The 11,370-nt window shown below is 71.9% G+C and carries 12 protein-coding genes and 1 riboswitch; of the genes, 6 read left to right on the top strand and 6 right to left on the bottom strand.

The annotated features are described in order from the left end of the window. The first annotated feature begins 8 nt into the window (after window positions 1-8). Window positions 9-1,433, top strand: a complete 1,425-nt coding sequence (locus E1202_RS30230; protein ID WP_132686722.1) for an aminotransferase class I/II-fold pyridoxal phosphate-dependent enzyme — start codon at window positions 9-11, stop codon at window positions 1,431-1,433. Here the strand turns inward: E1202_RS30230 and E1202_RS30225 are convergent. Further along, entirely contained in the window at window positions 1,430-2,317 is an 888-nt protein-coding gene (locus tag E1202_RS30225; RefSeq protein WP_132686721.1) for a DMT family transporter, read from the bottom strand. The two genes, E1202_RS30230 and E1202_RS30225, sit on opposite strands and share 4 nt — an antisense overlap. Window positions 2,318-2,409: 92 nt before the next feature. Here E1202_RS30225 and E1202_RS30220 point away from each other — a divergent pair, with 92 nt between their 5' ends. Beyond that, the gene (locus E1202_RS30220) at window positions 2,410-3,264 is read left to right on the top strand and encodes a LysR substrate-binding domain-containing protein (RefSeq protein ID WP_132686720.1); all 855 of its coding nucleotides are present in this window, start codon (window positions 2,410-2,412) and stop codon (window positions 3,262-3,264) included. Between the two features lie 66 nt (window positions 3,265-3,330). Here E1202_RS30220 and E1202_RS30215 read toward each other — a convergent pair whose 3' ends face one another. Next, window positions 3,331-3,600 (bottom strand): DUF1876 domain-containing protein, encoded by a 270-nt coding sequence (locus E1202_RS30215; RefSeq protein WP_132686719.1) that lies wholly within the window; start codon window positions 3,598-3,600, stop codon window positions 3,331-3,333. Between the two features lie 183 nt (window positions 3,601-3,783). Further along, window positions 3,784-3,908: riboswitch (cobalamin riboswitch) on the top strand. Between the two features lie 79 nt (window positions 3,909-3,987). Here E1202_RS30215 and E1202_RS30210 point away from each other — a divergent pair. The 4 genes from E1202_RS30210 to cobA are packed head-to-tail and all read left to right on the top strand — an operon-like array spanning window position 3,988 to window position 7,761. Continuing rightward, entirely contained in the window at window positions 3,988-5,040 is a 1,053-nt protein-coding gene (locus E1202_RS30210) for a HoxN/HupN/NixA family nickel/cobalt transporter (RefSeq protein ID WP_132686718.1), read from the top strand. A gap of 15 nt (window positions 5,041-5,055) precedes the next feature. Next, on the top strand, window positions 5,056-5,667 hold the full coding sequence (locus E1202_RS30205) for a precorrin-8X methylmutase (protein WP_132686717.1): 612 nt from the start codon (window positions 5,056-5,058) through the stop codon (window positions 5,665-5,667). After that, window positions 5,664-6,569: a sirohydrochlorin chelatase gene (locus tag E1202_RS30200; protein ID WP_132677994.1), complete on the top strand. Its 906-nt coding sequence runs from the start codon at window positions 5,664-5,666 to the stop codon at window positions 6,567-6,569. The genes E1202_RS30205 and E1202_RS30200 overlap by 4 nt, the downstream gene beginning before the upstream one ends. Further along, window positions 6,550-7,761 (top strand): uroporphyrinogen-III C-methyltransferase, encoded by a 1,212-nt coding sequence (cobA, locus tag E1202_RS30195; protein ID WP_132686716.1) that lies wholly within the window; start codon window positions 6,550-6,552, stop codon window positions 7,759-7,761. The genes E1202_RS30200 and cobA overlap by 20 nt, the downstream gene beginning before the upstream one ends. A gap of 227 nt (window positions 7,762-7,988) precedes the next feature. On the opposite strand, the gene E1202_RS30190 is transcribed toward cobA, so the two are convergent. The 4 genes from E1202_RS30190 to E1202_RS31635 form a co-directional block, all read right to left on the bottom strand. Beyond that, the gene (locus E1202_RS30190) at window positions 7,989-9,491 is read right to left on the bottom strand and encodes a DEAD/DEAH box helicase (protein WP_132686715.1); all 1,503 of its coding nucleotides are present in this window, start codon (window positions 9,489-9,491) and stop codon (window positions 7,989-7,991) included. A gap of 221 nt (window positions 9,492-9,712) precedes the next feature. Beyond that, the gene (yaaA, locus tag E1202_RS30185) at window positions 9,713-10,456 is read right to left on the bottom strand and encodes a peroxide stress protein YaaA (protein WP_132686714.1); all 744 of its coding nucleotides are present in this window, start codon (window positions 10,454-10,456) and stop codon (window positions 9,713-9,715) included. A gap of 18 nt (window positions 10,457-10,474) precedes the next feature. Beyond that, entirely contained in the window at window positions 10,475-11,068 is a 594-nt protein-coding gene (locus E1202_RS30180; RefSeq protein ID WP_165944034.1) for an endonuclease domain-containing protein, read from the bottom strand. After that, window positions 11,068-11,286 carry a hypothetical protein gene (locus tag E1202_RS31635; RefSeq protein ID WP_165944033.1) on the bottom strand — a complete coding sequence of 73 codons (219 nt, stop codon included), beginning with the start codon at window positions 11,284-11,286 and terminating at the stop codon, window positions 11,068-11,070. Before E1202_RS31635 ends, E1202_RS30180 begins: the two co-directional genes overlap by 1 nt. Between the last annotated feature and the right edge of the window lie 84 nt (window positions 11,287-11,370).

Below are 11,370 nucleotides of genomic sequence, written 5' to 3'. Positions count from 1 at the left end.
GTGGTGACATGTCGCCGGAGGAGTTCCGGCGGGTCGGCAAGCAGGTCGTGGACTGGATCGCGGACTACCGGGCGGGGATCGAGTCGTTCCCGGTGCGCTCGCAGGTGGGGCCGGGTGAGGTGCGGGACGCCCTGCCCGCTCACCCACCGGAACGGGGTGAGGGGTTCGACCAGGTCCTGCGGGATCTCGACGAGATCCTGCTGCCGGGGGTGACGCACTGGCAGCACCCGGGTTTCTTCGCCTACTTCCCGGCCAATTCGAGCGGGCCGTCGATCCTCGGTGATCTGCTCTCCAGCGGGCTCGGCGTGCAGGGCATGGTGTGGGCGACGAGCCCGGCCTGCACCGAGCTGGAAACGGTCGTCGTGGACTGGCTGGCCGAACTGCTGGGTCTTCCTGCGCATTTCCGCACCGACGTGGCCGGCGGTGGGGTCATCCAGGACTCCGCGTCCAGCGCTGTGCTCGTCGCGTGCCTGGCCGCGCTGCAGCGGACCGGTGAGGACGTCGCCCGCAGGGGCATCACCCGCCGCCACGCGCTCTACGTCTCCGCGCACACCCACTCGTCGCTGGAGCGGGCGGCGCGGCTGGCCGGGATCGGCGCGGACAACGTGCGGGTGGTCGACACCGACCCGGAAACCCTCGGCATGGACCCGCGCCACCTCGACGAGCTCATCGCCGCGGACGTGGAAGCCGGTGCGGTGCCGACGATGGTGTGCGCGACGATCGGCACCACCTCGACCACCGCGATCGACCCCGTGCGCGAGATCGGCGAGGTCTGCCGGAGGCGCGGGGTCTGGCTGCACGTCGACGCCGCCTACGCCGGAGTCGCCGCGGTGTGCCCGGAGCTGCGCTGGATCAACGACGGGGTCGCCGAGTTCGCCGACTCCTACTGCACGAACCCGCACAAGTGGCTGCTGACCAACTTCGACTGCAGCGCCCTGTGGCTGGCCGACCGGGCTCCGATGATCGAGGCGTTGTCGATCCTGCCGGAGTACCTGCGCAACGAGGCCAGCGAGTCCGGTGAGGTGATCGACTACCGGGACTGGCAGGTCCCGCTCGGCCGCAGGTTCCGCTCGCTGAAGCTGTGGTCGGTGCTGCGCTGGTACGGCGCCGAAGGGCTGCGCGCGCACATCCGCGACACCGTCGCGCTGGCCCAGGAGTTCGCCGGATGGGTGCGCGACGACCCCGATTTCGAGCTGCTGGAACCGCATCCGTTCGCGCTGGTCTGCTTCCGGCCGTGCTACCCGGGCCTCCCGGTGGACGAGGCCAACGAGCGCACGCACCGGGTGATGAACGCGCTCAACGACTCCGGTGACCTCTACCTCACCCACACCAAGATCGGTGGGCGAACTCTGCTGCGACTGGCCATCGGCTCACCGGTGACCGAGCGCAGGCACGTCGCAGCAGCCTGGGAACGAATCCGCCGAGCCGTCTAGACGCGGGCGGGTTCGCGGGTTTCGGTGCGGGTGCCGAGGACGCACGCGGTCGTCGCCAGGGCGATGCCGAGAACCACTGCGACCGAAGGGGTTTCGCCGAGCATCGGCCAGGCGAGCACGGCGGTGAACGGTGGTACGGCGCTGAACAGGGCGCTCGCCCGCGCCGCGCCGCCGACCGCCACCGCCCGCAGGTAGCAGCTCACGCCCAGCACCGACCCGGTGATCACCAGCCACAGCACGGAGATCCCGGCCTGCGCCCACTGCGTGACGTGGCCGTGCTCGACCAGCGCGAGCACCCCGATCACCAGCGCCGCGGTCGCGGTCTGCACGGCCGCGCCGGAGCGCAGGTCGATGCCGCCGCAGTAGCGCTGCTGGTAGAGGCCGCCCGCCGAGAAGCCCAGCAGCCCGATCAGCGTGAGCAGGATCGCCGGGTTCCACTCGCCCTCGGCCGCGACCTGCCCGCCCAGGGTGACCAGCACCGCCAGCACGCCGAGCACCAGGCCGAGGAGCCGCCACCGGCTCAGCCGCTCCCGCAGCAGCACTGCCGCCAGCGAGGCCGTGAGCACCGGGTTCATCGAGATCACCAGGGCCGTCACCGAGGCGTGCACCCCGGCGGCCATGCCGCCGTAGCACCCGCCGAACTGCATCGCGTGCGTCAGCAGACCGGCCGCCGCGCTGTGCCCGAGATCGCCGCCGGTCGGCCAGGCGGCCCGGCGCACCAGCGCGATCGCCGTGAGCACCGCGGCAGCCAGCGCCAGGCGCACGGCGGTCAGCAGGAACGGCGGCGCGGCGGCGACCCCCAGAGCTCCGGTCGGGTATCCGCTGGCCCAGAAGAAGACGACGGGTGCGGCGAGCGAGAGCGGGATCGACCGCGACGTGTGCATGCTCAGGAGAATTCCGGGCCTGCTCAGCCACGTCCAACAACGATAAGCGATCGCGATCGATCGCGGTTCCTGATCGGTCTAGGCTGGAGGGCATGAGTGCAGTGCTCGACGTCGTCGCGCTGCGCAGCCTGGTGGCCGTCGCCGACTGCGGCGGGTTCCACCGGGCAGCTGCGGCGCTGTACCTGACGCAGTCCGCGATCAGCCAGCACCTGCGCAAGCTCGAACGCGCGCTGGACCGCAAGCTCGTCGTCCGCGAGGGCAGGCACGCCCGGTTCACCGCCGACGGCGAGCTCCTGCTCGCCGAGGCCCGCCGCATCCTCGACGTCCACGACGAGGCGGTGCGCCGGCTCGGCGCCGAAGGGCGCGGCACGCTGGTGTTCGGCTCCACCGAGCACGCCGCCGACCGGCTGCTGCCCGAGCTGGCCTCGGGGATGCGCACGGCGTTCCCGGACCGCGAGATCCGCTTCCGGCTGGACCGCACGGCGCGGCTCGCCGACTCGGTCGACCGCGGCAGCATCGACATCGCGCTGCTCATCGACGACACCGTCTGCTCCCGCAGCATCGACGCAGGTCGTTTCCGGCTGGAGTGGTTCTCCGCCCCGGACTGGCAGCCGCCCCCCGAGGACCGGCCGCTGCCGATGGTCGTGTTCGACCAGCCCTGCACGCTGCGCAGGCACGCGATCGAGGCGATGGACGCCCTCGGCAGGGGACCGGACCTGGTCTGCGAAGCGGCCGACCTCTCCGGCGTGCTCGCCGCGACGCGCGCCGGCCTCGGCGTGACGCTGCTGCCCTCGACCAAGACCCGGCCGGTCGGGCTGATCGAGCGCCGCGACCTGCCGCGCCTGGACCCCGTTCAACTCCGGGTGCGCGCCAGGCCGGGCCTGCCCGTGGACGTCGCCGAAGTCGCCGCGCACGTCGTCCGCGACGTCCTCGCGGAGGTCGCGTGAGCAGTCCGGGCGGACCCGGACTGCCCGCTGGGATCGCCACCTCCGGTGGTCGAGGTCTCCCGCTGATCAGGCGGGCAGGTGGACGCGCCTGTGGAGTCGGTCTCCGATGTCGCTGGAGGCGTTGTCCAGGAGCTTGTGGGCGAGTTCGAAGAGGGCTCGGGCGATGGCGATCTCGTCGCCGATCTGCGGTACCTCGGGGTCGTCGGGGTGCCTGCGGGCCGTGCCGTGGCCGTGCAGCGCTTGCCCGGCGGGAGTGGTGAACCCGACGTCCGCGGTCGTCTTCGCCCCTGCCTCCACGACCTGCAGGTTCAACGTGATCGAGTGCGTCTCGTTCATGGTGGCCTCCTTGACGCAGCATCGAGCCGGAGCACTGTGCTCACCCGACCGGGTACCCCCGATTGCGCCGGTTGAAAGCGGCATCAGCCGACAGGACGAGCCCGCAGATCACGCAACGTGATCGATTTCACCAGGTTTGACCTCGGACCGTAGATCAGGCAAGGATGACCGTCGCCGACAGTGCAGGAACCCGGTGCGAATCCGGGACGGTCCCGCCACTGTGACCGGGGAGTGGTCCCCACCCATCGCCACGGCTGTCACCAGCTGGAAGGCGGGGGAACCACGTCGATCCGGGAGTCAGGACACTGCGCGCCGGCCCCGTGCCGCGAACCCGCGGCGCGCGGCCACCGAACCCCGGGCGGGAGAACCCAGGAGGTCGGATATCCCATGAGTCGGGATGCCGAAGTGAGCCGGCACACCACCGGTTGGGGCGCGCGCGAGCGCCGGAAGTCAGCGGTCCTGCTGGCCGCGATCGGAGCACTGCACCTCGCGGGATGGGGTGCCTACCTGCTGCACGAGCAGGCGTTCAGCGCCGCCGGAGGCCTCGCCGCGGCCGGCACCACCGCGTACCTGCTCGGCCTGCGGCACGGCTTCGACGCCGACCACGTCGCCGTCATCGACGACGCCACCCGGCTGCTGATGCAGCGCGGCAGGCGTCCGGTGTCCACCGGCATGTGGTTCGCCCTCGGCCACGCCAGCGTCGTCATGCTGCTGGCCTGCGCGGTCGCGTTCATCGCCGGACCCGCCGCCCAGCAGTGGGCCGAGCAGACCGGCGTGCGCATGGCCACCGCCGTCGACCTGATCGTGGTCGCCGTGCTGACCGCCCTCGCCGTGCTCAACGCGCTCGTGCTGCGCGACGCGTGGCGGCTGCTGCGCCGCGCCCGCAGCGGCGCCATCGACGAAGCCGAGGTCGAGATCGTCCTCGGGCGCCGCGGCCTGCTCGCACGCCTGCTGCGCGGCCGGATGCAGGGCGTGGCCCGGTCCTGGCACCTGTTCGGCATCGGCCTGCTGTTCGGCCTCGGCATGCAGACCGCGACCGAGATCACCGTCCTGGCGATGGTCACCCCCGGCGCGAACCTGTCGGCCATCGCCGTGCTGAGCCTGCCGCTGCTGTTCGCCGCCGGAATGTGCACAGTGGACAGCGTGGACGGAATCCTGATGTCCCGCGCCTACACCTGGTCCCTGGCCCGGCCGCTGCGGCGGCTGTGGGTCAACGTCACCACCACCGCGCTGACCGTGGGGCTCGCCGCGCTGGTCGCCTTCGTCGTGCTCTGCGGAGTCCTGGCCGAATCCGGCCTGGACTTCCTCGGCGGGGTCGCCGCGATCGCGGACCAGTTCGAGCTGCTCGGATACCTGACCCTGGGCCTGTTCCTGCTGGTCTGGGGCGGTGCGGCGGCGTGGTGGCGGTTCACCGCCCGCAAAAGCGCGGAAATCGCATAGGAAACAGGAACGACCATGAGGCGCACAGTCCACCCGATCGAGACCGAGTCCTACCGGATCATGCGGTCACGAGCCGACTTCGACCGGTTCGAACCGCTGACCCGGGAGGTCGTCGAACGCGTCGTGCACACCACCGCCGACCCCAGCTGGACCGGCGAGGTCGTCGCGGACGAAGCCGCGCTGCGGCAAGGCCGCGACGCCCTGCTCGCGGGTGCGCCGCTGATCACCGACGTGCGCATGGTCGCCTCCGGCATCACCGCCCGCGAGGTCGGCATCGGCCTGGACTTCCCGGGCGTCACCGAGCTCGCCGCCGCCGAAGGGCTCACCCGCTCCGCGGCCGGGATGCGGCTCGCGGCGGCCGAACACCCGCGCGGCGCGGTGTGGGCCGTCGGCAACGCCCCCACCGCGCTCCTCGAACTGCTCCGGCTCGCCGAGAACGGCGAACTGGAACCGGCGCTGATCGTCGGAGTCCCGGTCGGCTTCGTCGGCGCCGTGGACAGCAAGGCCGCACTGCGGCGCAGCGGCCTACCGGCCGTGAGCACCCTGACCGAACGTGGTGGGGCGGCGATCGCCGCCGCCGCCATCAACGCCCTGCTCTACTGGGCAGAACCTGGAGGTAACCGGTGACCGAACCGCTGCTGGTCGTGGGCCACGGCACGGTGGACGAACGAGGCGTCGCGCAGTTCCACGCCTTCCTCGAACGGCTCAAGGCCCGGATGTCTGCAGCCGGCGTCGACAGCTCGGGCGGGTTCATCGAGCTGTCCGCCCCCGCGGTCACCGAAGCCTGGACCGAACTGACCGACAAGGGCCACCGCCGGATGGCCGCGGTGCCGCTGGTGCTGGTCGCCGCCGGGCACGGCAAGGGAGACATCCCCGCCGCGCTGGAACGCGAAGTCCGCCGCCACCCGGGCACGTCCTTCGTCTTCGGGCGCCCGCTCGGCCCGCACCCGATCCTGCTGGAGCTGCTCGCCGAGCGGATCGCCGAGCAGGTCCCGCGCGACGAATGGGCCGACACGGCAGTGGTTCTCGTGGGCCGCGGCTCGACCGACCCCGACGCCAACGCCGAGGTGTGCAAGGTCTCACGCCTCTTGCAGGAGACCTGCGGTTTCGAGACGGTTGAGACCGCGTTCATCTCCCTGGCATCGCCGGACGTCCCTGGCGGGCTGGACCGGGCTCGCAAGCTCGGGGCCAAGCGCGTCGTGGTGGCCCCGTACTTCCTGTTCGACGGCGTGCTGCCGCAGCGCGTCGTGACGCAGGCGCGCGAGTGGGCCCAGACCGCACCGGAGCTCCCGCTCCACGTCGCCGGATACCTGGGAGACTGCGACGCCCTGGTCGACCTCGTCGTGGAGCGATACCACGAGGCCCTGCACGGCGACATCCGGATGAACTGCGACACCTGCGCGTACCGGGTGCTGCTGCCGGGTTTCGAGGACAAACTGGGTGCACCGCAGACGCCGCACCACCACCCTGACGACCCGACCGGGCACGGTCACGCACACGGACACGCACATGGCCACTCAAACGGATAACCACTACCTCGCCGGACTCGACCTCGCCGGTCGCCGCGTGGTCGTGGTCGGTGCCGGACCCGTCGCGCAGCGGCGGCTTCCCCGGCTGATCAACGCCGGCGCGGCCGTCGAGGTGATCGCCCCGCAGGCGACGCCCGCGGTGGAAGCGCTGGCCGACTCCGGCGAGATCACCTGGAGCCGCCGCGACTACCGCGACGGCGACCTCGACGGCGCCTGGTACGCCGTCGCGGCGACCTCGTCCGACGAGGTCAACGCCGCCGTCGGAGCCGAGGCCGAACGCGACCGGGTGTTCTGCGTCCGCTCCGACAACGCCACCGAGGGCAGCGCGGTCACCCCCGCCGTCGCCGAGCACGACGGGCTGCTGCTCGGCGTGCTGGCGGGCGGAAAACCGCGCCGCAGCGCCGGAATTCGCGACGCGTTGCTGGAAGCGATGCAGGCGGGCGTGGTCGACGAGCACCCCGAGCCGCACGCCCCCGGCGTCGCGCTGATCGGCGGCGGTCCCGGTGCTCCGGACCTGATCACGGTGCGCGGACGGCGGCTGCTGGCCAAGGCCGACGTGGTCATCACCGACCACCTGGCGCCCCGCGAGCTGCTGGAGGAGCTGGGCTCGCACGTCGAGGTCATCGACGCTTCGAAGATCCCCTACGGGCGGTCGGCGAGCCAATCGGTGATCAACGAGACGCTGATCGAGAAGGTCCGCGCGGGCAAGTTCGTCGCCCGGCTCAAGGGCGGTGACCCGTACGTGTTCGGGCGCGGCTTCGAAGAGCTGCTGGCCTGCGCGGAAGCCGGTGTGCCCGTGACCGTGGTGCCGGGCATCACCAGCGCCTTCTCGGCGCCCGCGATGGCCGACGTGCCGGTGACCCACCGGGGCGTGGCGCACGAGGCGGTCGTGGTCTCCGGCCACGTCGCCCCGGACGATGAGCGGTCCCTGGTGGACTGGGAGGCCCTGGCCCGGCTGCGCGGCACGCTCGTGCTGCTCATGGCGGTCCAGCGCATCGAGGCGTTCGCCGAGGTCCTGATCAAGAACGGCCGACCGGCCGACACCCCGGTCGCGGTCGTCCAGGAAGCCACTACCGGAACCCAGCGCTCCGTGAAGACCACCCTGGCCCAGGTCGCCGAAGACGTCCGGACCCACGACATCAAACCCCCGGCGGTCGTGGTCATAGGCCCGGTAGCAGGCCTCAAACCCTGACCCACCGACCTCGAAGTGCCCCTGGCGAGCAACCTGCTCCCAGGGGCACTTCCCGTCGCGCGGTCCTCACCAGGCGCACCGGATTTCAGTGGATATCAGCCCCCCGATTTCCACTGAGATCCGGTCCCTGACTTCCACTGGAATCGGGACCGGGCGACGTGAGGGCAGCGACGCGAACGCGGACGGTCCCGATTTCTCGAGGTCGTCCGCGTTCGCGCGATGCGGGGTCAGCGAGGGGAGTTGGAGCGGCGAGCGCGCTGCGGGGCGCCCGTGCGGCCGCCCGACGTTCCGCGGCGGTTGCGGTTCGCGTTGCCGCCCGAGCTGCTGCCACCGTGGTTGCCGCGGCGGGACGGTTCGGTCCCGCGCGGAGCGCGCTGCGGACGGTGCTCGCCGCGCGACTTCGCGGGCTTCTGCTGCTGGCGCTGCGGCGCGGCCAACGGCGTGCCGGACGGTTCGCGGGCTCCGGTGACGCTCGCGAGTTCGGCGTCCTGCGGCCGGACCTCGGTCGTGATGGCCTTGACCCCGGCCTGGTTCGCCATGGCGCGGAACGCCTGCTTCTGGTCGTCGGTCACCAGCGTCACCACCGTGCCGCTGGAACCCGCGCGCGCGGTGCGGCCGGCGCGGTGCAGGTAGTCCTTCGGGTCGGCCGGCGGCTCGACGTGCACCACCAGGCTCACATCGTCGATGTGGATGCCGCGCGCCGCGACGTTGGTGGCCACCAGCGTGCTGGTCGAGGCGTTCTTGAACTCGTCGAGGATGCGGGTGCGGGCGTTCTGCGCCTTCCCGCCGTGCAGCGCACCGGCTTCCACGCCGACGGCGCGCAGCTTCTTGGCGAGCCGGTCCGCGTGGTGCTTGGTGCGCACGAACATGATGGTGCGGCCCTCGCGCGCGGCGATGCGCGCCAGCACGTCCTGCTTGTCGGTCGCCGACACCAGGAACTGGTGGTGCTCCATGCTGTCGACGCTTGCCGACGGCGGCGCCAGCGAGTGCACCACCGGGTCGGTCATGTACCGCTCCACGAGCTTGTCCACGTCACCGTCGAGGGTCGCGGAGAACAGCAGCCGCTGGCCGTCGGAGGGAACCATGTCGAGCAGTTCCCGGACCTGCGGCAGGAATCCCATGTCGGCCATCTGGTCGGCCTCGTCCAGCGCCGTGCGCTCCACCTCGGACAGATCGCAGGTGCCCTGCCGCACGTGGTCGGCCAGCCGGCCCGGAGTCGCGACCAGGACGTCCACGCCGCGTCGCAGCGTGTCGACCTGCCGGTTGAACGAGGTGCCGCCGACGACCTCGCGGACGTACAGGCCCAGCGCCTTGGCCAGCGGCTTGAGCGAATCGGTGACCTGGGTGGCCAGCTCGCGGGTGGGCACCAGCACCAGGCCGCGCGGGCGCATCGGGCGCGCGTTGTCGGTCTGCAGCGCCAGCAGCGGAAGCCCGAACGCCAGCGTCTTGCCGGAACCCGTCTGGCCGCGGCCGAGAACGTCACGTCCCGTCAGCGCGTCCGGGATGGTGGCCGCCTGGATCGGGAACGCCTCCTGCATGCCGCTGTCGTGCAGGGCGCGCACCAGGCGGTTGGGCAGTCCGAGATCGGCGAACGGCGCCGGGTCGACGGCCGTCACCCCGACCTCGTCGAACAGGCTGCGCTTGACCGGCTGCGCCTTGGCCTGCGGACGGCGACGTCGCGGACGTCCCGGCTGGCTGCGGCGTGCGGGCGTGGCAGAAGAAGAAGGCACGAAAAGTACTCCCCGGAGGTAGGCACGTCACGGGGAGAGCTTCGCGGGTCTTTCCGCGGGCGATCACGAGGACGAGCCCGGCGCGATACCGCGCCGATGGGTGGGCGAACGCGGCGGACGCCGCTCGCATTGCGGCCGAGTGCCAGCCGCAGACAGCCCGCAGTCTATCGGACCGAACCCGACGTCCGGGGGACAGGCGTCGGGCTGTGCTGTTCGTCTCCTCAGGCCGTGACGACGACGCAGAGCTTGCGGTCGGCCTCGCGCTCCACGCGCAGCCCCGCCCGGGCGGCGACGTCCAGGACGTCCTCGACCGACCGCGGCTCCTCCGGTGCGCAGGCCAGCGCCCGCGCCAGCCTGCCCTTGTGGGACTTGTTGTGGTGGCTGACGACCTTGCGCTTGCCCGAAGCGTCCTCGGACAGCACCCGCACTTCGACGGCACCGCTGACCTTCGCCAGCGCCGCGTAGGCGCCCGAGCGCAGGTCCACCACGAGCCCGTCGGCCGCGGCCAGCACGGGTTCCAGCACCGGGCGCCACACGCTGCGCAGCGTTCCCAGCCCGGGCAGCGAACCTCCGCCGGAGAGCCGGTAGGCGGGGATCGAGTCGGTTCCGCGCACCAGCCCGAACAGCGCCGAGGCCACCGCCAGCCGCCCATCGGCCTGCTTGCGCTGGGCGGGCTCCAGGGACCGGATGTCCAGGGCGTCGTAGAGCACACCGGTGTAGCGCTCCAGCGCGGGAGCGGTGGGGGAGGACCACAGCTCGGCGTTGCGCTCCACCTCGTCGACCTGCCGCTCGGAAATCCCCAGGACCTCGAGGCTTCGCGGCACGTCACCGGCCACAGTGGACAGCGCGTCGACGAGCTCGCGGCGGGTCTCGTTCAGCTCCGGGTGCGACATCCCGGCCAGCTCCAGCGGAGCGCCGTCCCCACCAGCAGCCTTGGTCTCCGAAGGAGGAAGCAGAACCAACACGCCCACCAGGGTAAGCGGTCACGCGGCCACCCCGGACCGGACACCCAGCGCCGCCGCGACCTCGGCGATGACCTCGTCCACCCGATCGCGGAGCCGGTCGTTGGTCACGACGATCACCGTCCACCCCAAGGCTCTGAGCCGATCGCGCCGAACGCGGTCGTGCTCGGCCTGGGCCGGATCCGCGTGCCGGCCTCGGTCGTACTCGACGGCGACCTTCGCCTCCTCGAAGGCGAGGTCCAGCCGGGCGACGAAGCGATCCCCGTCGAAGACCTCCGGCTGCGGCACGGGATGCGTCCCGCGCAGCACGAGCTCGACCCGCAGGACCGACTCGGGAACCGATTCGGCCCGCCCGTCCCAGTGCGGAATCCGCAGCCGCGCGAGCCTGATGCCGTGGTCGTGCCTGCCGACGAGGAGCCCCGCGATCTCGTCCACCGTGATCACCCCTGCGTGCAGCAGGGCGTCGCAGTGGGCGACCGCACGCGTGATGGACCGCTGCTTGAGCAGGTCGAACGCGATGCGCGGGAACCCGGCCACCCCGACCCCGCGCCACGGCGAGTGCTCGAACTCCCCCACCCGGACCGCCGAACAGCGCGGCCCCTTCCTGCGCATCATCAGGTCGGGATTCGGCCGATCACCTCCACCGGGTCGCCGAACCCGGCGAGGTCCACACCGCGCAACGTCGCGGCCGATCTGCCGGTGATGACCGAGTCCTCGGGGGCGGTCAACGCGGCCGCGGCGCATTTCAGGGCGTGGGTCAGCGGAGTGGTGGGAGTGGTGTAGACGCCGTGGAACACGCGGAGGAAGCGGGCGTAGATCTGTTCATCCGTCAAGGGACCTGAATACGGCCGTACTCGGGTCACCTCCCGATCAGGTGCGTGGTGCGGGGAGGGGTGTGGGTTTGCGGTGTTGGAGGA

It is taken from the genome of Saccharopolyspora karakumensis, from assembly GCF_004349225.1.
Classification (GTDB): domain Bacteria; phylum Actinomycetota; class Actinomycetes; order Mycobacteriales; family Pseudonocardiaceae; genus Saccharopolyspora; species Saccharopolyspora endophytica.
This window is presented reverse-complemented; position numbering and strand designations above follow the sequence as displayed.

Bases quoted from the DNA above. Each gene is read 5' to 3' on its own strand.
- cobA (WP_132686716.1), top strand. From the start codon at position 6,550: ATGGCCACTCAAACGGATAACCACTACCTCGCCGGACTCGACCTCGCC.
- E1202_RS30230 (WP_132686722.1), top strand. From the start codon at position 9: ATGTCGCCGGAGGAGTTCCGGCGGGTCGGCAAGCAGGTCGTGGACTGG.
- E1202_RS30215 (WP_132686719.1), bottom strand. From the start codon at position 3,600: ATGAACGAGACGCACTCGATCACGTTGAACCTGCAGGTCGTGGAGGCA.
- E1202_RS30225 (WP_132686721.1), bottom strand. From the start codon at position 2,317: ATGCACACGTCGCGGTCGATCCCGCTCTCGCTCGCCGCACCCGTCGTC.
- E1202_RS30210 (WP_132686718.1), top strand. From the start codon at position 3,988: ATGAGTCGGGATGCCGAAGTGAGCCGGCACACCACCGGTTGGGGCGCG.
- E1202_RS30180 (WP_165944034.1), bottom strand. From the start codon at position 11,068: ATGATGCGCAGGAAGGGGCCGCGCTGTTCGGCGGTCCGGGTGGGGGAG.
- E1202_RS30205 (WP_132686717.1), top strand. From the start codon at position 5,056: ATGAGGCGCACAGTCCACCCGATCGAGACCGAGTCCTACCGGATCATG.
- E1202_RS30220 (WP_132686720.1), top strand. From the start codon at position 2,410: ATGAGTGCAGTGCTCGACGTCGTCGCGCTGCGCAGCCTGGTGGCCGTC.